Genomic DNA, 23309 nt, shown 5'->3' with positions numbered 1-23309 from the left:
GACGGACGCCGCGACCACCGGACCGACCACCATCGTCGCGGACGACAACGTCTCCGTCGCCGGGGTGCCGACCGGGTTGTTCATCGGCGGCAGCTGGCGAGCGGCCTCCGGTGGCGGGACGTTCCCGGTGCGGGACCCCTCCACGGGCGAGGTCCTCGCCGAGGTCGCCGACGCCACCCCCGAGGACGGCATCGCGGCCCTCGACGCCGCGGTCGCCGCGCAGGACGACTGGGCGGCGACCCCGCCCCGGCAGCGCTCCGACCTGCTGCGCCGGGCGTTCGACCTGGTCCGGGAGCACGCCGACGACCTCGCGGCGCTCATGACGCTCGAGATGGGGAAGCCGCTCGCCGAGGCCCGCGGCGAGGTCACCTACGGCGGCGAGTTCCTCCGCTGGTTCTCGGAAGAAGCCGTGCGCATCCACGGGGACTACCGCACGAACCCGGAGGGCACCGGCCGCGCCATCGTCCTGAAGCGCCCGGTCGGCCCGGTCTACGCGATCACGCCGTGGAACTTCCCGCTGGCGATGGCGACCCGGAAGATCGGCCCGGCACTGGCCGCCGGGTGCACGGTCGTCGTGAAGCCCGCCGAGCTCACCCCGCTGACGACCCTCTTCCTGGTCGAGCTCTTCCGTCGCGCCGGGCTGCCCGACGGCGTCCTCAACGTCGTGCCGTCGCTCGACGCGAAGGGCCTGTCCGAACCGATCATCACCGACCGACGGCTGCGGAAGCTGACCTTCACGGGCTCGACCCCGGTCGGGTCGGCGCTCCTCAAGCAAGCCGCGGACAACGTCCTGAAGACGAGCATGGAACTCGGCGGCAACGCCCCGCTCCTGGTCTTCGACGACGCCGACCTCGACACCGCGGTCGCGGCCGCGATGCTCGCGAAGTTCCGGAACGTGGGCGAGGCCTGCACCGCCGCGAACCGGTTCTTCGTGCAGGAGGGCATCGCGGACGCCTTCACCGCGGCGCTCACCGCGAAGGTCGAGGAACTGCGCATCGGCCGGGGGAGCGAGGACGGCACCACGATGGGGCCGCTCATCGACGACCGCGCGGTGGACAAGGCCGAACGGCTCGTCGACGACGCCGTCAGCCGCGGTGCCCGGCTCGTCACCGGTGGGCAGCGCGTGGACCGGCCCGGCACGTACTACGCGCCGACGGTGCTCGACGACGTGCAGCCGGGTTCGGACATCCTCACCACGGAGATCTTCGGGCCGGTCGTCTCGATCACCCGGTTCGACACCGAAGAAGCGGGCATCCGGCTCGCGAACGACACCGAGTTCGGGCTCATCGCGTACGCGTACACGACGGACTTCGCCCGGGGTCAGCGGTTGGCGGAGCGCCTCGAGACGGGGATGCTCGGCCTGAACACCGGGGTCGTGTCGAACGCGGCGTTCCCCTTCGGCGGCGTGAAGTCCTCCGGGCTCGGCCGTGAGGGCTCGCACGAGGGCATCGAGGAGTACCTCGAGACCGTCTACGTCCTGACCCCGGACCCCTTCGCCGCGTAGGGCTCCTGCCGGTCAGACGAGCAGCTGGTGCTTCGCCAGGTCGCGGTACAGCGGCGTCGACTCGACGAGCTCGGAGTGGGTCCCGACCCCGACGACCCGCCCGTGCTCGAGCACGACGATGACGTCCGAGTCCACCACGGTGGAGAGCCGGTGCGCGATGACGAGGAGCGTCCGGTCCTCGGCGACGGCGTCGATCGCGAGCCGCATCTTCTGCTCGTTCACCCCGTCGAGCGAGGACGTCGACTCGTCCAGCAGCAGGATCGGGGGTGCCGCGAGCAGTGCGCGGGCGATCGCCAGACGCTGGCGCTCGCCACCGGACAGCATCACGCCGTCCTCGCCGACCTGCGCGTCGAGCCCACGCGGGTCGCGGTGCAGGACCTCGCCGAGGTTCACCGCCTCGAGCACACGGGTGCAGTCGTCCTCGGTGGCGTTCGGCGACCCGAGCAGCAGGTTCGCGCGGATCGTGCCGGCCAGCACCGGGGCGTCCTGCTCGACGTACCCGATCTGGGCGCGGAGCTCGGCGCGGTCGAGCCCGCGGACGTCGACGCCACCGAGCCGGATCACCCCGTCGGTCGGGTCGTAGAAGCGTTCGATGAGCGCGAGGGTCGTGGACTTGCCGGCGCCCGACGGGCCCACCAGGGCGACCCGCGAGCCGCGCGGCACCCGGAAGGAGACGTCGTGCAGGACCGCCTGCTCGTCGGCGGCGGCGTCGGGAAGGCGAGTCGTGCCTCCTGGCTGGCCCGTCGTCTCGGCGGACGCGACCGCGCCGTCGGGGCCGGAGGCGTCTGCGGAACCGCGGTAGTGGAACGACACGTGCTCGAAGGTGATGGCGTCGTCGGTCTCGACGGCGGCGGCGACACGGACCGCACCGTCGTCCTGGGCCTCGGTCGGCAGGTGCAGGATCTCCTCGATGCGCCCGAGGGCACCGAGCGCCTGGGCGACGGCGACGACCGCACCCATGGCCTGGCCGAGCGGCATGATCATCATGAACAGCAGCAGGATGAACGTGATGAGCGTCGCGATCGTGATCGTGCCCGCGGCGACCTGCGCGCCACCGACGCCGAGCACGGCGATGAACGCCACCTGCATGACGATGCTCGCGACCGGCACGACGAACGCCGACATCTTGGCGATGTCGAGGCCGCGCTTGTACGCCTCGGTCGCGTGCGAGTCGACCTCGCGCACCTCGCGTTCGGTGGCGCCGGCCGCGCGGATCGTCCGAACGGCACCGATGCCGCGCTCGACCGCTGCGGTCAGGTCGCCGACCTTCTCCTGCGCCTTCTTCGACGCGATGCGGATGCGTCGGCTCAGGCCGCCGACGACGACGATGGCGACGAGCACGATGACGACGGTGATGCCGAGCAGGAGCGGGTCGATGATCGCCATCGCGATGACCGCGCCGATGAAGGTGAGCGCACCGCCGATCGACTCGATGAGCCCCTGCGTGAGCACTGCGCGGAGCAGCGTGGTGTCGCTGCCGACGCGGGACACCAGGTCGCCGGTGCGACGCGTGTCGAACTCGGAGATCGGCAGGTTGAGGATGCGTGCGATGAGCTTGCGGCGCGTGGAGAGGACCACACCCTCACCCGCACGCTGGAGCAGGAAGTGCTGGACGCCGTTGAGCACCCCGGAGACGAGCACGAGGGCGACGAGGGCCCACACGAGCATGCTCAGCGTGTTGCCGTGCTGCACCGCGGTGACCACCTGGTTCACGAGGAGCGGTTGGGCGAGGGACGCACCCGCGCCGAGGATGCTCAGCACGATGATCACGACCATCGCCGGCTTGTTCTCGAACAGGTAGCCCAGCAGTCGGCCGAAGCTGGCGCGGGGGCCGTCGGTCTTCTTGGGTCGTGCGAAGGGGGAGCTCATCGTGGTCCTAGTTTCTGCCGTACTTCTTGTGCACTGCCTGTCGGCTGACGCCGAGGAGCGTCGCGATCTCCTGCCACGAGGCGCCGGCGTTCCGGGCGCGGCGGGCAGCGAGTTCCTCGGTCCGTTCGAGCTCACGTCGGAGCTCGCGCACACTGGCGAGGGCGGAGAACGGATCGTCTCCGGAGGCTCCCGCGGCGAGGCTCGTGATGGTCGGTCGATCCATGGCTGTCAACCTACATTGACGCACCGACAAGTGTCAACCTGAGTTGACGGACAGGGTGGGCGGGGCCGATCCGCGCGTGGGATGACGAATCGCGCATCGGATGACGAATCGCGCGTAGGAGGTCGGATCTTCCGGCCCCCTACGCGCGAAACGGCAACCCAGGTCGGGTGCGATGGGCAGGAACGTGCGGTGGGTGACGCATGACGGACGGGAGGCACGGTGCCAGCTGGCACCGTGCCTCCCGTCCGGCGTGACCTGCCTAGCCGCGGACGTCCGCGGGGGCAGCGTCCGGCGCGCCGGACCGGTCCGCCTCGTCGAGGGCGGCGCTCTTGGTCTCCCGCATGAACAGGAGAGCGACGAGCGTCACCACCGCGGCGATGGAGAGGTACAGGCCGACGAGGAAGATGTTCCCGTCCGGCTTCCACAGGGCCAGGGCGATCGTCGGCGCGAGCGAGGCACCGAGGATCGACGCGACGTTGTACGCGATCGCCGAACCGGTGTAGCGGACGTTCGTCGGGAAGAGCTCCGGCAGCAGGGCCCCCATCGGACCGAACGTCAGCCCCATCAGGGACAGGCCCACGATGAGGAACGTGACGACCGTGATCGGACCGGTCGAGGCCGCGAACCAGATCTGGAACGTCAGACCGAACAACGCGATGCCGATGGTGGTCGGGATGAGCGTGCGACGACGGCCGAACTTGTCCGCCAGCATGCCGGCGACGGGCGTGAAGATGCCGAAGAACACGACGCCGATCATGAGCAGCGTGAGGAACTCGCCGCGGGTGTAGCCGAGGCCGATCTTCGGGACGAGGGGGCCCGCCTCGGTGCCGGTCGTGCCGTACGACAGCGTGAACGTCGTCATGAAGTAGAAGAGGACGTACGTGGCGACCATGCCGAAGGTGCCGACGATGACGGCCTTCCACGAGGTGCGGAACACGCGGCCGAGCGGGACCTTGGCGACCGTGCCGGACTCCTGGACACCGCGGAACACCGTGGACTCGACGAGCTTGAAGCGCACGTAGAGGCCGACGATGACGAGCACGGCGGAGAGCAGGAACGGGATGCGCCAGCCCCACGCCTGGAACTCCGGGTTCGGGGTGCCGTCGGCGCCGGCGGGCATCGCGGCGTTGATCGCGATGAACAGGCCGTTCGCGAGGAGGAAGCCGATCGGGGCGCCGAGCTGCGGCATCGAACCGAACACGCCGCGCTTGCCCTTCGGGGCGTTCTCGGTCGCGAGGAGGGCCGCGCCCGACCATTCGCCACCGAGGCCGACACCCTGGGCGAAGCGCATCACCGCGAGGAGGACGGGGGCCCAGATGCCGATCGAGGAGAACGTCGGCAGGCACCCGATGAGGAAGGTCGCGGTCCCCATGACGAGCAGCGACGCCACGAGGGTCGCCTTGCGGCCGACGCGGTCACCGAAGTGGCCGAAGATGATCGATCCGACCGGACGTGCGAAGAACGCGAGGGCGAACGTGACGAACGACGACAGCTGCGATGCGGTGGGGTCCTCGTTCGGGAAGAACAGCGTCGGGAAGACGAGGACCGCGGCGGTGGCGTAGACGTAGAAGTCGTAGAACTCGATGGACGTGCCGACGAGGCTGGCGATCACGACGCGGGAGCGCGGATTGCCAGCGGTCTTCGGGGCTGCGGGTGCCGGTGCGGCGGACATGGGGTGAGGAGACTCCGTGGGGCGCGCTCGAGGGGAGCACAGCGGTGATCCGGACGGCGGACACCGATCGGTTCGCGCAGGGTGGCGCGTGCATCGATCGGGTGCGTTCGGAACTGGGTGGTGTACCGCTTGTGACGGAGGACAACATGGTACGACAGATGTCGTGAACCTGCGAATCAGCCCAGAGGGTCAGCCCAGAGAGCTGCGGAGCGATCAGCCCCGCGTGGGGGAACCCGCCTCGAGGTGCGCCGGAAGCTGGTGCCCCATCCGGTCGCGCTTCGTGTCGAGGTACCCGGCGTTCTGCGCGGAGATGCCGACGACGAGCGGCACGAGCCCCTCGACCGTGATGCCGTGCTCCTCGAGCTGCCGACGCTTCTCGGGGTTGTTCGAGAGCAGCCGGACGCGCGTGAGACCGAGGTCGGCGAGGATGCCGGCGGCGCCCCCGTAGGCGCGGGAGTCGGCGGGCAGCCCGAGCGCGAGGTTGGCGTCGAGGGTGTCGAGGCCGTCCTCTTGCAAGCGGTACGCCTTGAGCTTGTTGATGAGACCGATGCCGCGGCCCTCGTGCCCGCGGAGGTAGACCACCACGCCGCCCTCGGCCGCGATCGTGTCGAGCGCCGCGTCGAGCTGGGGGCCGCACTCGCACTTCAGCGAGCCGAAGGCCTCGCCGGTCAGGCACTCGGAGTGCACGCGGACGAGCGCGCCGTCGCGGGGCGCGGCGCCGTCGGGACCGTTCGCGATGATCGCGACGTGCTCGGCGCTCGTGACGAGGTCGCGGTAGGCGCGCATCTCGAACGTGCCGTGCGTCGTCGGGACGTTCGTGGAGACCTCGAACTGGACCGGGCTCCCGGGGGTGGGGGAGGTGAGTGCGTCGGTCATGAGGTGCTCCGGTCGTCCTGGGGCCCCGCGTTCCGGGGCTCGTCCGCCGCGGGCGTCGCCGCGCGGTGGGGTCGTGCTCGGACCAGCAGGTCGGGGCCGAGGCTGGTTGTCGATAGTACGTCCAACCTCCGACGGTCGCCGATGCTTCCCACACCGACGTCGCCGAGGGCCACACGGGGGCCGCCGAGCAGCACGGGGGCGAGGTACACGAGGTACTCGTCGACGAGTCCGGCGGCGATGAGTGCCGAGGCGACGGTCGGGCCGCCCTCGACGAACACCGAGTGCACGCCGTGCCCACGGAGGGCACCGAGCGCGGCGCCGAGGTCGTGGCCGGGGAGCGTCAGCAGCCCGCGGGGGTGGCGGCGGACGGCGGCGTCGTCCGGGACCGGGCGGTCGCCGAGGACCACCGGGAGGGGCTGGTCGGCGAGGAGCTCGCCGGCGTCGCCCCGCGCGGTGAGGCTCGGGTCGTCGGCGAGGACGGTGCCGGTGCCGACCAGGATCGCGTCGTGTGCGGCACGCTGCTCGTGGACGTGCTGCCGGGCCGCGGCGCCGGTGATCCACTGGCTCGTGCCGTCGGCCGCAGCGGCGCGGCCGTCGAGGCTGGAGGCCCACTTCACCGTGACCCACGGACGCCCGAGCCGGACCGAGAGGAGCCAGCGCTCGAGGAAGGCCTCGGCCTCGTCGGCGAGCACGCCCGCGACGACGTCGACGCCCCCGGCACGGAGACGGTCGCCACCGCCGTGCACGGTCGCGCCCGGGTCGTCGATCGCGTACACGACGCGGCCGACGCCGGCCTCGAGCAGGGCGACGGCGCAGGGACCGGTGCGTCCGGTGTGGTTGCAGGGTTCGAGGGTGACGACGGCGGTGGCGCCACGGAGCTGCTCCGGCGCGACCTTCGCCATGGCGTCGACCTCGGCGTGGGGCGTGCCGGCGCCCTTGTGCCAGCCCTCGGCGAGGACGTCGCCGTCGGGGGAGAGGATGACCGCCCCGACCCGCGCGTGGTCGCCCACGGCCGGCCCGAGTGCGGCGAGTTCGAGCCCGCGGCGCATCGCGCGGACCTCGGCCGCGGAGGCGGACGTCGGCGACGGATCGGTGGAGCGGGTCACGGACCGAGACTACCGGCGGTCAGCGGATGACGTGTCACCGAACGTCTCGGGCGGCCACGGCCGGTCGGACGCCGGCGTGCCGTCCGCGCGGCGGAGGCCCTTCCACGCGGTCGTCGGTGCGCCACCGCGGCCGGGGATGAGCGCGGGGCCGGAGCCGGTGTACGAGAAGCCCGCGGCACGTGCGACCGAGGCGGACGCGGTGTTGCCCGCGTAGCACTCCCAGTAGACGTCGGGAGCGCCCTGCGCGAAGGCCCAGTCGAGCACCAGCCCGACCGCGTCGTGCATGAGCCCCGTCCCGCGCGCCGAGGGGGCGAGCCAGAAGCCGAGGTCGCGGTGCGCCGTCCGGTACCCGATGACCCCCTCGAGCCACGTCGACCCGGTGCGACGGATCGCCCAGGTGTACTCGCGGTCGGACGCCCAGCCGGGGCCGACCAGGGCGTCCACGAAGGTGGTGGCGTCGCGGGCGGTGTACGGGGTCGGGATGGTCGTCCAGCGCACGATGTCCGGGTCCTGGCAGGCCTCGGTGATGGCCGCGGCGTCCGCCCGGGTGGGCACGTCGAGGTGCACACGGGCGGACGACAGCGTGACGGGGAGCATGCTCAGGCGCGCGACCGCGGGACGAAGCCGATGCGGTCGTACACCCGGGCGAGGGTCTCGTTCGCGATCGACTCGGCCCGCTCGGCACCGACCGCGAGCAGGCGGTCGAGCTCGGCCGGGTCGTCGAGGAGTTCGAGCGTACGAGCACGCACCGGCTCGAGCTCGGCGACGACGGCGTCCGCGACGGCGCCCTTCAGGTCGCCGTAGCCCTTGCCCGCGAACGAGGCCTCGAGCTCGGCGACCGGCGTGCGACTGAACGCCGACAGGATCGCGAGCAGGTTCGTCACGCCGGGCTTGGTCTGGCGGTCGGACCGGATCTCGCGCTCGGCGTCGGTCACGGCGGACTTGATCTTCTTCGCCGTGCGCTTCGGGTCGTCGAGCAGCCGGATGAGGCCGTTGTCGGACGCCGCCGACTTGCTCATCTTGCTGGCCGGGTCCTGCAGGTCGTAGATGCGGGCCGTCTCGGTGCCGATCCGTGCCTCCGGCACGACGAACGTGTCACCGAACCGGGAGTTGAACCGGCCGGCGAGGTCGCGGGTGAGCTCGACGTGCTGCCGCTGGTCGTCGCCGACCGGCACGACCTTCGTGTCGTACAGCAGGATGTCCGCGGCCATCAGGACCGGGTAGGTGAAGAGCCCGACCGAGGCGGCCTCGGCGCCCTGGCGTGCGGACTTGTCCTTGAACTGGGTCATCCGGCTGGCCTCACCGAACCCGGTGAGGGTGTTCAGCACCCAGGCGAGCTCCGCGTGGGCGGGCACGTGGGACTGCACGAACAGCGTCGACTTCGTCGGGTCGATGCCCGAGGCGATGTACTGCGCGGCCGTCGCCCGCGTGCTCGCGCGGAGCTCGGCCGGGTCCTGCGGCGACGTGATCGCGTGCATGTCGACGACGCAGTAGATGGCGTCGAAGTCGTCCTGCAGGTCGCGCCACTGCATGAGCGCCCCGACGTAGTTGCCGAGGTGGAGTGAGCCGGCGGACGGCTGGATGCCCGAGAAGATGCGGGTCTTGGTCATGGTGGTGCTCCGGTGCGTGAAGTGAGGCGGAGAGGAGATCAGAGTTCGTAGTCGACGACCACGGGGGCGTGGTCGGACCATCGCTGGTCGTACGCCGCGGCGCGGTCGACCGTGTACGACGTCACCGTGGCGGCGAGCTCGGGCGTCGCCATCTGGTAGTCGATGCGCCAGCCGGTGTCGTTGTCGAACGCCTGACCGCGCCACGACCACCACGTGTAGGGGCCGTCGACGTCGCCGGCCTGTGCGCGACCGACGTCGACCCAGCCGAGGCCGGGACCGGTCGAACCGTCGGCGCCCTCGACCTGCTCGCCGTCCGCGCCGAAGAAGCGCGAGAAGTAGGCACGCTCGCGCGGCAGGAAGCCGGCGCGCTTGACGTTGCCCTTCCAGTTCTTGATGTCGCGCTGGTCGTGCCCGACGTTGAGGTCACCGACCACGACGGCGAGCGGGTTGTGCGCGCGGAGGGCGGGCAGACGCTCGGTCATCGCGTCGAGGAACTTCCACTTCTCGTCCTGCTTCGGGGTGTCGACCTCGCCCGAGTGCACGTACGTCGAGACGACGGTCACGGTGGTGCCGCCGATCTCGTAGTCGGCCTCGAGCCAGCGCCCGGCGGAGTCGAAGTCGTCGGCGCCCAGCGCGACGCGGTGGATCTGGGCCGAGTGCCGCGAGGCGATGGCCACGCCGGCCCGGCCCTTGGCGGTCGCCGGGTCGTGCACGATGTCCCACTCGTCGCCGAGCAGTCCGGCGAGGTCGTCGCTCGACGCGCGGACCTCTTGCAGGGCGAGCACGTCGACGTCGCGGGTGGCGAGCCAGTCGCCCATGCCCTTCCGGAACGCGGCACGGATGCCGTTCACGTTGACGGATGCGAGGCGCAGGCGTGTCATGCAGATCACCCTATCGGCGGCCGCCGACAGCCCTGGACGTGGCCGGGAGACGCACTGGAGGCCCGTGGCTGCGCAGCCACGGGCCTCCAGTCAGAAGGTGGTCGCGCCCAGGGCGCGACGCGCGCGGTCAGGCCGCGTCGTGGTCCGTCTTGAGGAACTCGACCAGGCTGTCCGCGGTCGTCTCGGCGTCGTCGCCGGAGACCGTGAGGGTGACCTCGTCGCCGTTCTCGATGCCGAGCCCGAGCAGGGCGAGGATGCTGCCCGCGTTGCCGGACTTGTCGCCCTTCGCGATCGTGACCTGGTGGCCCGACGCCGTCACGGTCTGGACGAACAGGGAGGCGGGGCGCGCGTGCAGGCCGGACGCGCTGGCGACGGTGACGGTGCGGGTGGCTTCGGACATCGATGAACTCCTAGTCGATGGGTGGTGGCGCTCATGGTAGCGAGCGTCCGGTGGGTGGGTCCGGTGAGGTGTGCGGGGTGGGGCGTCAGTCGCGGCCGGGCCAGAACACCTCGGTGCCGGCGGCCTCGACCTCGCGCACCAGGTCGGCGTTGACGCCCGGGTCGGTGATGATCGTGTCGATCGCGGCGAGGGGCGCGACGCGGCCGAACTCCTCGCGACCGAACTTGGTGTGGTCGGCGAGCAGGATGCTCCGTCGGGCGGACTTGATCATGGCGCTCTTCACGGCGGCCTCGGCCATGTTGTGCGTCGTCAGACCGCGCTCCGGGGTGATGCCGTTGATGCTGATGAAGGCGACGTCGACGCTCACCATGCCGATGAGCTGGTGGGTCCAGGTGCCGACGCCGGCGAGCGAGTCGCTCCGGATGTTGCCGCCGAGCAGGTGCAGGTCGATGCCGGCCCGGTTCGCGACGGCCATCGCCACGGGCAGCGAGTGCGTGACGACGGTGAGCCCGCGGTCGGTGGGGAGCATCTCGGCGAGGCAGATCGTCGAGGTGCCGGCGTCGATCATCACCGAGCCGTTCTCGGGCAGCTCGTCGAGGGCAGCCTCGGCGATGACCATCTTCTCGGACTGGTTGATGCCGCCGCGGTCGCCGACACCCGGGTGCAGGGTGATCCGCTCGACCGGGATCGCGCCGCCGTGGGCGCGACGGACGAGGCCGCGCCGCTCGAGGCTGGTGAGGTCGCGGCGGATGGTCTCCGGTGTGACCTCGAGGAGCTCGGCGAGGTCCTTCACGTCGACCCGGCCCTGTTCGCGGGCCCGTTCGACGATGCGCTGGTGGCGCTCTGGTGCGTACATCGGGGGCCTCGCGGTCTGGGAGCGATGGAGTCGGAACGGAACGGACATGCTCGGACACGCTGCTGGCGTTTCTGTTCCGAAGTGATCAGCCGCCAGACGCAAACGGGCATCTGTTTCTGTATTTTTATCCCCGGATGTGTTTGTTTGTCAACGCGGATCGGGGTAGTGTGCTGCACAGCCGCACCGGCGGGGTCCCGTCTCCGCGTCGCGCGCACCGAACGAACCACCCCACCGCACGTGCGTGTGAGATGAAGGAGTCTCGAATGTCCGAACTGCTCGGAACCGGCGTCGGCCGTGGCGTCGCCCACGGCCCCGTGCTCCGGATGGCGGACCCGCTCGGCGAACCGTCGACCACGCCGCTCGAGGGTTCGGCGGACGACGCGAAGCAGGCCGTCGCCGCCGCGATCGCCGCGGTGGCCGACGACCTCAACAAGCGCGGACAGCTTGCCGGCGGCGACGCCCAGGCCGTGCTCGAGGCGCAGGCGCTCATGGCGCAGGACCCGACGCTCCTCGACGACGTGCACGCCCGCATCGACGGCGGCACCAACGCCGAACGTGCCGTGCACGAGGCGTTCGCGCAGTTCCGCGACCTGCTCGTCGGCATGGGCGGCTACATGGGGGAGCGTGCCGCCGACCTCGACGACGTCGCCCAGCGCATCGTCGCGAAGCTCCGCGGCGTGGCCGCCCCCGGCGTCCCCGAGTCGAACACCCCGTTCGTGCTCGTCGCCCGCGACCTCGCACCGGCCGACACCGCGCTCCTCGACCTCGACAAGGTCCTCGCGCTCGTCACCCGTGACGGCGGCCCGACCTCGCACACCGCGATCCTCGCCCGAGCGAAGGGCATCACGGCCATCGTCGGCGTCACCGGCGCGGACGACCTCGCCGACGGACAGGCCGTCGTGGTCGACGCCGTCGCCGGCACCGTCGTGACCGAGCCCTCCGCCGAGCTGGTCGCCGACGTCGAGCAGCGCATCGCCGACCGCCTCGCCGCGGCCGCCGCCCCGCTCACCGCCGGCGCCCTCGCCGACGGCCACACCGTGCCCCTGCTCGCGAACCTCGGCAGCCCCGCCGACGCCGCGGGCGCCGTTGCTCTCGGTGCGGAGGGCGTGGGGCTCTTCCGCACCGAGTTCCTCTTCCTCGACTCGCCGAAGGCACCGACCGTCGCGGAGCAGCAGGAGTCCTACCGGCAGCTCCTCGAGGCGTTCCCCGGCAAGAAGGTCGTCGTCCGCGTGCTCGACGCCGGCGCCGACAAGCCGCTGCCGTTCCTCACTGACAAGGACGAGGAGAACCCGGCCCTCGGGCGCCGCGGCCTCCGGGCGCTGCGGAACCACCCCGAGGTACTCCGCGACCAGCTCACCGCGCTCGCACAGGCCGACGCCGAGACCGAGGCCGACCTCTGGGTGATGGCCCCGATGGTCGCCGACGCCGAGGAGACCGAGTACTTCGTCGACCTCGCCCGCGAGCTCGGCATCCGCACCGCCGGCGTGATGGCCGAGGTCCCCTCGCTCGCGCTGATGGCCGACCAGGTGTTCACCTCCGCCGACTTCGTGTCGATCGGTACGAACGACCTCACCCAGTACACGATGGCCGCCGACCGCATGCTCGGCACCGTCGCCTCGTACCAGGACCCGTGGCACCCCGCCGTCCTGCGCCTCGTCGCGCAGCTCGGCACCGCCGGTGCGGCGGCCGGCAAGCCCGTCGGCATCTGCGGTGAGGCCGCAGCCGACCCGCTGCTCGCCGTCGTCCTCGTCGGCCTCGGCGCCACCACCCTCTCGATGACCCCCGCGGCCCTCGCCGACGTGCGCGCCGAACTCGGCAACCACACGCTCGAACAGGCCCGCGAGATGGCGACGGCAGCACTCGCCGCGAGCACGGCGGCGGCCGCGAAGTCCGCCGCGGCCGCGGTCCACGCCGCCTGAGCCGCCCCACAGCACCACCCGACCCAGCACCACCCCTCACACAGCAGCAGCACCTCACAGAAAGTCACCGCACATGACAACGTCGTCCGTTGCATCGCCGGGAGCCCCCGCACGGGGGCAGGGGCGCGTCCGTGTCCAGAAGTTCGGCACGTTCCTCTCCGGCATGGTCATGCCCAACATCGCGATCTTCATCGCGTGGGGCATCATCACCGCGTTCTTCATCCCCACCGGCTGGACCCCGGTGGAGGCACTCGGCGGCTCGAAGGACGGCAGCGTCGTCGGTGTCGTCGGCCCGATCCTGACCTACCTCATCCCGCTCGCGATCGCGATCCAGGGTGGCCGGATGGTCTACGACATCCGCGGTGCGGTCGTCGGTTCGATCTTCTCGATGGGTGTCATCCTCGGTTCCGACACGACGATGATCCTCGGCGCGATGATCTGCGGCCCGCTCGGCGCCTACATCATCAAGCAGATCGACCGGCTCTGGGACGGCAAGATCAAGCCGGGCTTCGAGATGCTCGTGAACAACTACGCGGCTGGCATCCTCGGGTTCGGGCTGTTCCTCGTCGGGTTCTTCTGGCTGTCGAAGCTCTTCACCGGGATCGCGCTCGCGCTCGGCTCCGCCGTCGAGTTCCTGATCAACCACTCGCTCCTGCCGCTCGCGAGCATCTTCATCGAGCCGGCGAAGGTGTTCTTCCTCAACAACGCCATCAACCACGGCGTCCTCGACCAGCTCGGCGCGCAGCAGGTCAAGGAGTCGGGCAAGTCGATCCTGTTCCTCCTCGAGGCGAACCCCGGCCCCGGCCTCGGCATCCTCCTCGCCTTCACCTTCTTCGGTGTCGGCATCGCCCGCTCGACCGCTCCCGGCGCGATCATCATCCAGTTCTTCGGCGGCATCCACGAGATCTACTTCCCGTACGTGCTGCAGAAGCCGGTCCTGTTCCTCGCCGTGATCCTCGGCGGTGGCACCGGTGTCCTCACGAACGTCATCTTCAACTCCGGTCTGACCGCTCCGGCGTCTCCGGGGTCGATCCTGGCGGTGCTCTTCAACACCTCCCGGGACAGCTACGTCGGCGTCATCCTGTCGGTGATCCTCTCCGCAGCCGTGACGTTCGCGGTCGCCTCGTTCTTCCTCCTCGCCAGCCGCAAGCGCGACCTGGCGACCGGTGGCGGTGACATGACTGCGGCGTTCGACAAGATGCAGGCCAACAAGGGCCGTGACGCCAACGCCGCGACCGCCGGGCTCTTCGGCAGCAACGCCGCGGCCAACTCGGACGAGGCGGCAGCGGCCGGCACCACGGCGACCGCAACGAAGGTCCAGAACCTCGTGTTCGCCTGCGACGCCGGGATGGGCTCGAGCGCGATGGGCGCCAGCGTCCTCCGCAACAAGATCAAGAAGGCCGGCATCGAGGGGGTCACGGTCTCCAACAAGGCGATCGCGAACCTCACCGGTGACGAGGACCTGATCATCACGCAGGAGGAACTGACGGACCGCGCGAAGCAGAAGAACCCGAACGCGCAGCACGTCTCGGTCGGCAACTTCATGAACGCGCCGCAGTACGACCAGGTCGTCGAGCAGCTCAAGAACCAGTAACGCCACAACCAGTAACGAAGTGCAGTATCGGAGGGGACGGGTACAGACCCGTCCCCTCCACCACGTCCTCGAACACCAAGGAGAACCCCGATGCCCGTCCTGCAGGAGAGCCAGATCCGGATCCACACCGAGGACACCGCCCCGACCAAGTCGGAGGCGATGAAGGAGGCGGCTGAGATCCTCGAGGCTGCAGGCGCGGTCACGGCGGACTACTACCCGGCGATGCTCGAGCGCGAGAAGAGCGTCTCGACGTACATGGGGAACTTCCTCGCCATCCCGCACGGCACGAACGACGCGAAGGACGCCATCAAGTCGTCCGCGCTGTCGTTCATCCGCTACGCGACCCCGATCGACTGGGACGGCAACCCGGTGCGCTTCGTCGTCGGCATCGCCGGCGTGAACAATGAGCACCTCGACATCCTGTCGAAGATCGCGATCGTGTTCTCCGACGAGGACGAGGTCCAGAAGCTCACCGACGCCCCGGACACCGCGGCGATCCTGTCGATCCTCGGCGAGGTCAACGAGTGAGCACCCGCACCGCCGTCCACTTCGGCGCCGGCAACATCGGTCGCGGGTTCGTCGGGCTGCTCCTGCACGAGGCCGGGTACGAGGTCGTCTTCGCCGACGTCGCCGCGCCGCTCATCGACGCCCTCGCGGCCGCCGATTCGTACACCGTGCACGAGGTCGGTGCCGGTGCGACGGACCACGTGGTCACGGACTTCCGTGCGGTGAACAGCGCCCAGGACGAAGCCGGCGTGATCGCCGAGGTCGCTGCGGCAGAGATCGTCACCTGCGCGGTCGGCCCGACGGTCCTCAAGTTCATCGCCCCGGTCATCGCGCGTGCGCTCGTCGCCCGCGACGCCGACGCCGCGCCGCTCACGGTGATGGCGTGCGAGAACGCCATCAACGCGACCGACCGGCTCCGCGAGTTCATCGTCGACGCCCTGCCGACCGAGTCCCGCGACCGCGCGCTCGCGAAGGCCGTCTTCGCGAACACCGCGGTGGACCGCATCGTGCCGGCGCAGCCCGCCGACGGCGGCCTCGACGTGACGGTGGAGACCTACTTCGAGTGGGCCATCGACCGCACGCCGTTCGGCGGCAACGAGCCGGAGATCCCGGGCGCGCACTACGTCGACGGCCTCGCTGCCTCGATCGAGCGCAAGCTCTTCACGGTCAACACCGGGCACGCCACGGTCGCCTACCACGGCTTCCTCGCGGGGGCGGACAAGATCTCCGACGCGATCGCGATCCCCGCGGTCCGGTCCGAGCTCGAGTCCGTGCTCGCCGAGACGAGTGACCTGCTCGTCCGCCGGCACGAGCTCGACCCCGAGGTCCACCGCGCGTACGTGCAGGCGATCATCGGCCGGTTCGAGAACCCGCACCTGCCCGACACCGTGACCCGCGTCGGTCGCCAGCCGCTCCGGAAGCTCTCCCGCGACGAGCGCTTCGTCTCGCCCGCCGCCGCCCTCGCCGAGGACGGCACGGAGCCGACGGCGCTGCTGGACGCGATGGGTGCGGCGCTCCGTTTCGACGTCGCCGACGACGAGCAGAGCGTCGAGTTGCAGGCGCTGCTGCGGTCGGACCATACCGACGCGGACGTCGCGACGACGATCACCGGGCTCGACGAGCAGCACCCGCTGCACGCCGCGTTCGTGGACCGGGTGCGTTCCGCGCGCGCCTAGCGACGTTCCCACTCGACTGACGGGAGGCGCGGTGCCAGCTGGCACCGCGCCTCCCGTCCGTCGTTCGGTGCGTTCACGGAACGCGGGTCGGGCTGGGCACCGCGGGTCCGGTCGGGCGACGCCGGCCGGTCAGGTGACGACCCCGGTCAGGCGACGCGCAGCGTCAGGGCCTGGTGCTCCACGCGGAGCCGTGCCGCGACGACCGTGCCGAACGGGTCGCCGTCGAGCTGGATCTGCTCCGGTTCGTCGAGCGCGAGGTCGAGCTGGTGCGCCGAGGTGTACCCGAGCGTCCGTGACCGCGGCAGGAACCGTGCGAGCAGCCGACCGAACCCCGTGCGGTGGAAGAACCGGTTGAGCGAGAGGCCGTAGCCGACCTTCGTCCACCCGAACGCCCCCTGCGGCCGGAACGCCACGGCGTCGAGCAGTCCGTCGTCCGGCTCGGCCGCGGGCAGGAGGAGCACGCCCGCCGTCAGCGTGCCGCAGTTGCCGACGATGACGGTGTGGGCGCGCATGCCGTGCTCCGGCCCCTCGTCGAGTCGGTACCGCAGGTCGATCCGGCGGTTGCCGACCACGGACCGGGCGATCGGGTCGGAGTAGGCGAGCCAGCCGAACCGCTTCTTCAACCTCGCGTTCGTGTCCGCCGCCATCGCCGCGTCGAGACCGATCCCGGCCATCACGGGGACGCGTGCTCCGTCGTCTCGCCGGCGGCGGAGGTGAGCGCGGAGAACGCGACGTCGACGAGCCGGTCGTGCCCGTGGAACGCCGCGGTCACGGAACGGCCGACGTCGTGCAGGGGCAGGCCGAGGTTCCGGGCGTAGAGGTTGCCGGTGCCGGTGGGCAGGAGGGCGAGGGGTGTGCCCGTGCCGTGCAGGACCTCGGCAGCCACCCGGAGCGTGCCGTCCCCGCCGACCACCAGTACGACGTCCGCGCCCGATGCGAGCGCGGCGGCGGCTGCGGCGCGACCGTCGTCGGCCGCGGCGGTCTCGAACCACTGCGTGGGTGCCCGGCCGGTGGCGCGTTCCTCGGTCTCGACGGCGGTCCGGAGGGCCACGAGGTCGACCTTGGACGGGTTGACCACGACCGATGCGTGCGACCGACGGACGACGGGTGTCGCGGCTTCGTGGGCGACGGACTCGGGCGCGCCGGTCTCGTTCGGGAGCGGGGAGGACATCGTCACGAGCGTAGCGCGCGGGCAGCCCGCCGCCGGTGCCCGGCCGCTACCAGCCGAGGGCAGTCAGCAGGTCCGACACCGTCGTGATCGTGGGCCGGCCGAGGGCGGCGACGTCGATGCGGCCCGGACGGCCGAGCGCGCGGTCGGCGCGGAGCACGAACACCCCGGCGACGCCCGTGTCGCGGACGGGGCGCGTCTCGACCGGGGTCGGTCCCGCGGCCCGGTCCACGAGCACCACCACCGAGCGTGCCAGCAGTGTCGGGTCGGGGGCGTCGGCGATGGACGCGAGGGCCGATCGGACGTCCGCGACCCCGTCCCCGCTGGCTCGACCGACGACCACCAGGCAGTTCTCCGGCGTCGCTGCGAGCACCGCGGCGGGGCCGACGTGGGCGCCCGCGTCGTGCACGGTCACCCGCGAGGTCGCCGGCTGCAGCGTCGGGAGCCGGGCGGCGAGCTCGCCGCCGGAGTGGTCCGTCGCCTGGACGACGACGCTCAGGCGTCCGCCGACCGCGTCGGCGAGGAGCGCTGCGACGGTCGTGGTCCCGGTGCCGCCGGCGACACCGGTGACGAGCACGGTCCGGGCGCGCTGCAGGGATGCACGGCGTGAGCCGGGCATCGGCGGGAGCGGGGCCGAGGTCGGGGGCAGGGCGGAGTTCGGTAGCGGGGCGGAGTTCGGGGGCAGGGTGCTCACGTGCCGTCCTCCACGATCAGCTGGGCGTCGACGGCCGCGGCGAAGGCCCGGACGATCGCGACGCCGACCTCGCCCGCCGGCCCCCAGGGCACCCAGGCCTCCGTCCACCAGACCGGCGCCTCCAGCGTGGCCCAGGGGGCGAGTCGCGCGATCTCGGCCGGGTTCTCGATGCGTTCGGGCATCTGGACGCTCAGGACGGCGGCCCCGCGGTCGTCGACGAACTCGGTCACGACGCGTTCGAGCGTCCGGGCCCGCAGGTCGGGAGCGATGTCGGCGCCGGCCTCGATCAGGGCGAGCGACGACGGGGACTCCGCGGACAGGATGATCACCTCACGGGGCATCGACGGCTCCCTTCGGGTCGAGCACGGTCGTCTGACCGGCGGGGTCGGCCTGCGCTGGGGCGACGGTCGTCGCGGCGGGGAAGTGAGCGACCTGCACGATGCGCGGGGCCGTACCGCGTCGCACCAGCCGCCCGCGGCCCGGCGGGAACTGCTCCGCGTAGACCTTCGGGAACACCTGCCCCTCGGACCGTTCGCCGCTCAGCACGAGCCCGGTGGCGCCGGAGTCGCGGATCGACTGGATCACGGTGTCGTACATCGCGCGGGCGGCACCGGCCACCGGACGCGTCAGCACGACGTGCAGGCCGAGGTCCCGCGCCGAGGGCAGGTACGGCATGAGCGGCGCGAGCGGGTCGGTGCCGGCCGAGGCCACGATGTCGTAGTCGTCCACGAGGACGACGATGCGGGGACGCGGCCTCGTGGAGGTGCCGGCGGCGCGCTGCTCGAGCTCCGCCGCGATCGCCGCCGCGAGCCCCCGGGCGTCACGCCCGTTCGCCGCGTGACCACCGAGGAAGTCGTCCGGCGTGCCCGCGGCGGCGCCACCGCGGACGTCCATGAAGGCGAGGACGAGCTCGTCCGGCGTCGACCGTTCCATGAAGCCCGCCGCGAGGCCGCGGAGGAGCGCGGTCTTGCCGCTGGCCGTGTCGCCGAACACCAGGAGGTGCTGGTCGACGGCGGGGTCGAACGCGACGAAGTCCATCGTGTCCTGACGGAGCGCGAACGGCACGGTGGTCGGTGTCGCGAGCGGGTCCGGCAGCTCGGCGGGGTCGAACGACTCCGGCAGCAGACGGATCGGCGCGGCCGCCGGACCGCCCCAGCTGTCCGCGACCCGTTGGGCGAGGGCGGCGAGCTCGTCGCCGACCGCGCCGTCGTCCACGTCGTCGAGCACCGGCAGTGCGACCTGTCCGAACAGTTCGTCGCCGGTGAGCACACGGCCCGGCTCGCCGGACTTCAGGGTCGCGGCGGCGGCGCGGGCGATCGTCGAGTCGGCCGGGTCGTTGAGCCGCAGCTCGAACCGCTGTCCGATGAGCGGCTGGTTCGCGAGCCGCAGCTCGTTCCAGCGGGTGAGCCCGACGACGACGTGGATGCCGAAGCTGCCGCCGCGCTGGAGCAGGTCACCGAAGGCGTCCTCGAGCTCCTCGAACTCGGTGCGCATGACGCCGAAGCCGTCGACGAGCAGCACCACGTCCGCCGATCCCAGTTCGGGCACCCGGCCCGCGGCGTGCCGGGCGCGGAGCATCGCGAGGGAGTCGATGCCGTGGTCGCGGAACACCCGCTCGCGCAGCCGGATCATCGCCTGCAGCTCCTCGACGAGGCGGAGCAGGCGGTTCCGGTCCGCTCGGGTCGCGACGCCGCCGACGTGCGGGAAGCCCTCGATGCGACCGAGGCCGCCGCCCGCCAGGTCCATGCCGTAGACGCTGACCTGCCGGGGCGTGGTCGTGAGTGCGATCGAGGCGGCGACGGTGCGGAGGAACGTCGTCCGGCCGGAGCCCGGGGCGCCGATGACCGCGACGTGCCCGCCACCCTGCGTGAGGTCGAGCATCCACGGCCGTTGGCGCTGGCGGGCCGGGTCGTCGAGCAGCCCGATCGGCACCGTGATCCCGACGGGGTCCGTCGCGGCGTTCGGGTCGAGGACGGCACCGAGCGCCAGCCGGGTGGGGAGCGGCGGCAACCACACCGGTGTCGTGGCGCGGTCGCCGCGGCCGAGGCGCTCCACGGCCTCGTCGACGACGCTCCGCCCGACGTCGGGCGAGTCGAGCGTCGCCTCGCCCGGCTCGTCGTCCTCGGATGCCAGCGTGTTGTAGACGGGGAGCTCGAACGGCTCGGGGGCCGTGTCGGCGGACGAGGTCACCGCGGCCGCCGCGGGGGTGGCGTCCTCGACCGGGCCGGACACGTAGCCGGACCGGAAGCGGGTGTACACGCTCGTGTCGACCTTGAGGTAGCCGTACCCGGGGACCGCCGGCAGGTGGAACGCGTCGCCGGTGTCGAGCACGACCTGGCTCTCTGCTTCGGAGAACGTGCGGAGGCCGAGCCGGTACGACAGGTACGTGTCGAGGCCGCGGAGCTTGCCCGCCTCGATGCGCTGGCTCGACAGGAGCAGGTGCACGCCGATGGACCGGCCGATGCGGCCGATCATGAGGAGCAGGTCGACGAACTCCGGTTCCGCGGTGAGCAGCTCACCGAACTCGTCGATGACGAGCACGAGGTGCGGCATCGGCGGCAGGTCGGGGCGCTGGGTGCGGAGCTCGCGGTAGTGCGTGATCGACGGCGCCGCCCCGGCGTCGCGGAGCATCTCCTGGCGGCGCCGGACCTCGCCAGCGATCGATGCTCGGGCACGCCGGGTGAGCTGCGGGTCGTCGGCGAGGTTGTCGATGAGCCCGGCGACGTGCGGCAGGCGGGCGAACGGCGCGAACGCGGCACCGCCCTTGTAGTCGACGAGGATCATCGCGAGGTCCTCGGGCGGGTGCGAGACCGCCAGCCCGAGCACGAGCGTGCGGAGCATCTCGCTCTTGCCGGAGCCGGTCGCGCCGATGCAGATGCCGTGCGGCCCCATGCCGAGCTGCGCCGACTCCTTGAGGTCGAGCAGCAGCGGGGCACCGAAGTCGTCGACGCCGATGGGGACGCGCAGGAAGTCCCGCGGGGCACGCGGCCGCCAGGTCCGGTCCGGGTCGATGGCCGTGACGTCGTCGACGCCGAGCAGGTCGGTGACGCCGATGGCGGCCGACGACTCCGCGCGTTCCTCGGCGTCGGCGGAGAGGCGGAGCGGGGCGAGCGCACGGGCGACGGCGGTGACGAGGGTCGGGGCCACGGGGTCGCAGACGGCGGCCTGCACGGGGGCCGGCTCGCCCTCTTCGACGTCACGGGCGTCGACGATCTCGAGCAGCGTGGAGCCCGAGCCCGAGCCCGAGCCCGAGCCCGAGCCGGCTCCGGTGCCGGCAGCGTCCGACCGGGCCGTCACCCGCACCCGCACGTCCGACGGCTCGTGCAGCCGGTCGGCGACGAGGTGCACCACCGTGATCCGGAGGTCCTCCGGACGGGTCTCGCCCTCGGGCAGCGCGAGCGGCACCGCCACCGTGCCGTGCTCGTCCGCGAAGACGACCAGGCGCGGCAGGTCGCTGCGCTTCGCCGAGTCCCCGGACCGTCGGTACATCGCGGCGGTCCGGGCGCGTTCGCCGAGCTCGCCGGCGAGCGTGCGCGCCAGGGTCGGGACGTCCTCGGCGACCCGGCGTGCGCGCAGCGGTCCGTCGAAGGTGCGGTCCATCCGGGCGTGCGGCAGCAGGTCGAACCAGTCCCAGTCGGCGGCGCGTTCGGCGGGGAACGCGGCGGCGAGGTGCAGGTCCTCCGGGGCGTGCAGCGCCGCGAGCTGCGCCACGAGGGCACGCGCGACGTCGAGCACGGCCTGACGGTCGCCGACGACGGAGACGTCTCCGGCGTCGTCGAGGCGGATCGCGATCGGCATGGCGTGCACGGTGCCGTAGTGCTCGGCGACCTGCTCGAGCTCGGCGAGCATGAGCGGGTCGAGCGGCTGCACCGGGTTCTGGTCCGGCGGGACGGCGAGGTCGAGCCAGCCGACGTCGCCCGAGCCGACGCGGACCCGCAGGAAGTCGCCGTGCGTGCGTCGCCGCTCCCACAGCCGGGCCGGGTCGCCGACGAGTCGGGGGAGCGTGTCGGGGGAGGGGTCGACGTGCTCGGCGCGTTCGCGGACGGCGGTCGTGCGGGTGCGCAGGTCGCCGCGGAGCTCCTCGAGGTAGTCGAGGTAGCGCTCGCGCTGGGTCCGGCGGTTCCGGACGGCGTTGCCGCGCTGCGTGAACGCCATGCCGAGGCCGCCGACGAGGGCGACCACGAAGACCAGGGCGGCGACGACCATGAGCACCGGGTTGTTGCCGCGCAGCACCACCATCATCACGACGGACGAGATCGCGCCGACGACCGGTAGGAGCGACTGCAGCGGGATCCCGCCGCTCGGTCCCTCCGGCAGCTGCGGCGGCGGGGCGAGCTGCTCCGCGTCGGGGCGGACGAGCGGCGTGGAGACCCGAGCGGGTCGGTGCACGATGCGGTTCACCGGGTCACCTCCGGGACGGTGCGGTCGGCGGGACGGCGGCCGACGGCGGCCTCGACGAGCGCCGCGGTGAGCTGGATGAGGGCGATCCGCGACGCGGTGGGGCGGTCGCCGCCACCGGTGACGCTCGGGTCGCCGGGGACCGGGTGCACCGCGTGGCCGGGCCACGCGGCGGCGGTCCGGGCGGCGCGGAGCCCCGCGCCGGTGGTGTCGACGGGGACGACCACGACGCGGGTGTCGGGGGCGTGCCGGCGGACGGCGTCGGCGTGGGCCACGCCCTCCTCGATCGCAGCGCGGTCCGGGCCGGTGACGAGGGCGACGACGTGCGCGTCGGCCGCGACGGCGCCGAGGTCGACGAACGGACTGCGGGAGCCCCAGTCCCCGACGACGACGTCGAAGAAGCGGGCGATCGGGTCGACCGCGTCCGTCCACTCGGCGGGTGCGGCCTGTCGGCTCGGGAGGCGCGGGTCGCCGATCCGGAGCACGTGCAGTCCCGACGGGGTCACCGCCAACCCGTCGGTCGCGTCCCAGGACGTCCTCGCCGCGTCACGGCGCTCGGACCGCGGCGTCGGTTCCGTCCGGTCCGCGCCGGCGTGCACGGCGAACGAGCGCAGCCCGGCTGCGCCGTCCACGCCCAGCACCCGGCCGGAGCGTCGGCGTGCGAGCACGGTGGCCACGGCGGCCGCGGTCGCGGAGCACCCGGTGCCGCCCCGGAGCGAGGCGAACGCGATGCGCCGGCTGGTCGGCACGCCCTGCCGGATCGCCCGGTGCGCGTCGTCGAGCTCGCGTGCGCCACCGGCCACGCTGCCGAAGAACGCCCGCCCGAGCGCTGGGACGACGTCGTCGAGGAGTCGCAT

The 23309-nt window shown here is 72.2% G+C and carries 20 protein-coding genes and 1 pseudogene; 5 read left to right on the top strand and 16 right to left on the bottom strand.

What is annotated here, in order from left to right; all coding sequences use genetic code 11:
* The first annotated feature begins 31 nt into the window (after positions 1 to 31).
* Positions 32 to 1504, top strand: coding sequence for an NAD-dependent succinate-semialdehyde dehydrogenase (locus EDF64_RS03520; RefSeq protein ID WP_133518930.1), 1473 nt, complete (start codon positions 32 to 34; stop codon positions 1502 to 1504).
* Between the two features lie 12 nt (positions 1505 to 1516).
* On the opposite strand, the gene EDF64_RS03515 is transcribed toward EDF64_RS03520, so the two are convergent.
* The 10 genes and pseudogenes from EDF64_RS03515 to EDF64_RS03470 form a co-directional block, all read right to left on the bottom strand.
* Positions 1517 to 3373 carry an ABC transporter ATP-binding protein gene (locus tag EDF64_RS03515; RefSeq protein ID WP_133518711.1) on the bottom strand — a complete coding sequence of 619 codons (1857 nt, stop codon included), beginning with the start codon at positions 3371 to 3373 and terminating at the stop codon, positions 1517 to 1519.
* Between the two features lie 7 nt (positions 3374 to 3380).
* Complete coding sequence (locus EDF64_RS03510; RefSeq protein WP_071290646.1) at positions 3381 to 3596, bottom strand: helix-turn-helix domain-containing protein; 216 nt, start codon at positions 3594 to 3596, stop codon at positions 3381 to 3383.
* A 259-nt stretch (positions 3597 to 3855) separates the two neighbouring features.
* The gene (locus EDF64_RS03505; RefSeq protein WP_133518710.1) at positions 3856 to 5268 is read right to left on the bottom strand and encodes an MFS transporter; all 1413 of its coding nucleotides are present in this window, start codon (positions 5266 to 5268) and stop codon (positions 3856 to 3858) included.
* A 213-nt stretch (positions 5269 to 5481) separates the two neighbouring features.
* Positions 5482 to 6111 (bottom strand): annotated as a pseudogene (gene ribA, locus EDF64_RS03500) (GTP cyclohydrolase II); the annotation flags it as partial.
* A gap of 29 nt (positions 6112 to 6140) precedes the next feature.
* Complete coding sequence (gene ribD / locus EDF64_RS03495; RefSeq protein WP_243736252.1) at positions 6141 to 7193, bottom strand: bifunctional diaminohydroxyphosphoribosylaminopyrimidine deaminase/5-amino-6-(5-phosphoribosylamino)uracil reductase RibD; 1053 nt, start codon at positions 7191 to 7193, stop codon at positions 6141 to 6143.
* Positions 7194 to 7259: 66 nt separating this feature from the next.
* Positions 7260 to 7847, bottom strand: a complete 588-nt coding sequence (locus tag EDF64_RS03490; protein ID WP_133518708.1) for a GNAT family N-acetyltransferase — start codon at positions 7845 to 7847, stop codon at positions 7260 to 7262.
* A gap of 2 nt (positions 7848 to 7849) precedes the next feature.
* Entirely contained in the window at positions 7850 to 8860 is a 1011-nt protein-coding gene (trpS, locus tag EDF64_RS03485) for a tryptophan--tRNA ligase (RefSeq protein WP_133518707.1), read from the bottom strand.
* 38 nt (positions 8861 to 8898) lie between these two features.
* Positions 8899 to 9741 carry an exodeoxyribonuclease III gene (locus EDF64_RS03480; protein WP_133518706.1) on the bottom strand — a complete coding sequence of 281 codons (843 nt, stop codon included), beginning with the start codon at positions 9739 to 9741 and terminating at the stop codon, positions 8899 to 8901.
* A 127-nt stretch (positions 9742 to 9868) separates the two neighbouring features.
* Positions 9869 to 10141, bottom strand: coding sequence for an HPr family phosphocarrier protein (locus tag EDF64_RS03475; protein WP_022905912.1), 273 nt, complete (start codon positions 10139 to 10141; stop codon positions 9869 to 9871).
* A gap of 85 nt (positions 10142 to 10226) precedes the next feature.
* Positions 10227 to 10997 (bottom strand): DeoR/GlpR family DNA-binding transcription regulator, encoded by a 771-nt coding sequence (locus EDF64_RS03470; protein ID WP_071290640.1) that lies wholly within the window; start codon positions 10995 to 10997, stop codon positions 10227 to 10229.
* A 263-nt stretch (positions 10998 to 11260) separates the two neighbouring features.
* On the opposite strand from EDF64_RS03470, the gene ptsP reads away from it, so the two are divergent.
* The 4 genes from ptsP (at position 11261) to EDF64_RS03455 (ending at position 16192) form a co-directional block, all read left to right on the top strand.
* Positions 11261 to 12916 carry a phosphoenolpyruvate--protein phosphotransferase gene (gene ptsP, locus EDF64_RS03465; protein WP_133518705.1) on the top strand — a complete coding sequence of 552 codons (1656 nt, stop codon included), beginning with the start codon at positions 11261 to 11263 and terminating at the stop codon, positions 12914 to 12916.
* A 73-nt stretch (positions 12917 to 12989) separates the two neighbouring features.
* Complete coding sequence (locus EDF64_RS03460; RefSeq protein WP_243736232.1) at positions 12990 to 14510, top strand: PTS mannitol transporter subunit IICB; 1521 nt, start codon at positions 12990 to 12992, stop codon at positions 14508 to 14510.
* Between the two features lie 90 nt (positions 14511 to 14600).
* Positions 14601 to 15038: a PTS sugar transporter subunit IIA gene (locus EDF64_RS18490; protein WP_022907882.1), complete on the top strand. Its 438-nt coding sequence runs from the start codon at positions 14601 to 14603 to the stop codon at positions 15036 to 15038.
* Positions 15035 to 16192: a mannitol-1-phosphate 5-dehydrogenase gene (locus EDF64_RS03455; protein WP_133518704.1), complete on the top strand. Its 1158-nt coding sequence runs from the start codon at positions 15035 to 15037 to the stop codon at positions 16190 to 16192. Before EDF64_RS18490 ends, EDF64_RS03455 begins: the two co-directional genes overlap by 4 nt.
* 146 nt (positions 16193 to 16338) lie before the next feature.
* Here EDF64_RS03455 and EDF64_RS18485 read toward each other — a convergent pair whose 3' ends face one another.
* From EDF64_RS18485 to EDF64_RS03430, 6 genes are read right to left on the bottom strand one after another with little or no spacing between them, the layout of a single operon-like run.
* Positions 16339 to 16866, bottom strand: a complete 528-nt coding sequence (locus EDF64_RS18485; RefSeq protein ID WP_243736231.1) for a diacylglycerol/lipid kinase family protein — start codon at positions 16864 to 16866, stop codon at positions 16339 to 16341.
* On the bottom strand, positions 16866 to 17363 hold the full coding sequence (locus EDF64_RS18480; RefSeq protein ID WP_243736230.1) for a diacylglycerol/lipid kinase family protein: 498 nt from the start codon (positions 17361 to 17363) through the stop codon (positions 16866 to 16868). Before EDF64_RS18480 ends, EDF64_RS18485 begins: the two co-directional genes overlap by 1 nt.
* A 46-nt stretch (positions 17364 to 17409) precedes the next feature.
* Positions 17410 to 18054, bottom strand: a complete 645-nt coding sequence (locus tag EDF64_RS03445) for a hypothetical protein (RefSeq protein WP_133518703.1) — start codon at positions 18052 to 18054, stop codon at positions 17410 to 17412.
* The gene (locus EDF64_RS03440) at positions 18051 to 18395 is read right to left on the bottom strand and encodes a hypothetical protein (RefSeq protein ID WP_133518702.1); all 345 of its coding nucleotides are present in this window, start codon (positions 18393 to 18395) and stop codon (positions 18051 to 18053) included. Before EDF64_RS03440 ends, EDF64_RS03445 begins: the two co-directional genes overlap by 4 nt.
* Positions 18385 to 22455, bottom strand: a complete 4071-nt coding sequence (eccCa, locus tag EDF64_RS03435) for a type VII secretion protein EccCa (protein ID WP_133518701.1) — start codon at positions 22453 to 22455, stop codon at positions 18385 to 18387. The genes EDF64_RS03440 and eccCa overlap by 11 nt, the downstream gene beginning before the upstream one ends.
* Positions 22452 to 23309, bottom strand: coding sequence for a hypothetical protein (locus tag EDF64_RS03430; protein WP_133518700.1), 858 nt, complete (start codon positions 23307 to 23309; stop codon positions 22452 to 22454). The genes eccCa and EDF64_RS03430 overlap by 4 nt, the downstream gene beginning before the upstream one ends.

Source organism: Curtobacterium flaccumfaciens (assembly GCF_004361695.1).
Classification (GTDB): Bacteria; Actinomycetota; Actinomycetes; order Actinomycetales; family Microbacteriaceae; genus Curtobacterium; species Curtobacterium flaccumfaciens_B.
The sequence above is the reverse complement of the archived record's forward strand: the minus strand, read 5'-3'. Positions and strand labels throughout refer to the sequence as shown.

Bases quoted from the DNA above. Each gene is read 5' to 3' on its own strand.
- EDF64_RS03515 (WP_133518711.1), bottom strand. From the start codon at position 3,373: ATGAGCTCCCCCTTCGCACGACCCAAGAAGACCGACGGCCCCCGCGCC.
- EDF64_RS03510 (WP_071290646.1), bottom strand. From the start codon at position 3,596: ATGGATCGACCGACCATCACGAGCCTCGCCGCGGGAGCCTCCGGAGAC.
- EDF64_RS03505 (WP_133518710.1), bottom strand. From the start codon at position 5,268: ATGTCCGCCGCACCGGCACCCGCAGCCCCGAAGACCGCTGGCAATCCG.
- ribD (WP_243736252.1), bottom strand. From the start codon at position 7,193: ATGCGCCGCGGGCTCGAACTCGCCGCACTCGGGCCGGCCGTGGGCGAC.
- EDF64_RS03490 (WP_133518708.1), bottom strand. From the start codon at position 7,847: ATGCTCCCCGTCACGCTGTCGTCCGCCCGTGTGCACCTCGACGTGCCC.
- trpS (WP_133518707.1), bottom strand. From the start codon at position 8,860: ATGACCAAGACCCGCATCTTCTCGGGCATCCAGCCGTCCGCCGGCTCA.
- EDF64_RS03480 (WP_133518706.1), bottom strand. From the start codon at position 9,741: ATGACACGCCTGCGCCTCGCATCCGTCAACGTGAACGGCATCCGTGCC.
- EDF64_RS03475 (WP_022905912.1), bottom strand. From the start codon at position 10,141: ATGTCCGAAGCCACCCGCACCGTCACCGTCGCCAGCGCGTCCGGCCTG.
- EDF64_RS03470 (WP_071290640.1), bottom strand. From the start codon at position 10,997: ATGTACGCACCAGAGCGCCACCAGCGCATCGTCGAACGGGCCCGCGAA.
- ptsP (WP_133518705.1), top strand. From the start codon at position 11,261: ATGTCCGAACTGCTCGGAACCGGCGTCGGCCGTGGCGTCGCCCACGGC.
- EDF64_RS03460 (WP_243736232.1), top strand. From the start codon at position 12,990: ATGACAACGTCGTCCGTTGCATCGCCGGGAGCCCCCGCACGGGGGCAG.
- EDF64_RS18490 (WP_022907882.1), top strand. From the start codon at position 14,601: ATGCCCGTCCTGCAGGAGAGCCAGATCCGGATCCACACCGAGGACACC.
- EDF64_RS18485 (WP_243736231.1), bottom strand. From the start codon at position 16,866: ATGGCCGGGATCGGTCTCGACGCGGCGATGGCGGCGGACACGAACGCG.
- EDF64_RS18480 (WP_243736230.1), bottom strand. From the start codon at position 17,363: ATGTCCTCCCCGCTCCCGAACGAGACCGGCGCGCCCGAGTCCGTCGCC.
- EDF64_RS03440 (WP_133518702.1), bottom strand. From the start codon at position 18,395: ATGCCCCGTGAGGTGATCATCCTGTCCGCGGAGTCCCCGTCGTCGCTC.
- EDF64_RS03430 (WP_133518700.1), bottom strand. From the start codon at position 23,309: ATGCGACTCCTCGACGACGTCGTCCCAGCGCTCGGGCGGGCGTTCTTC.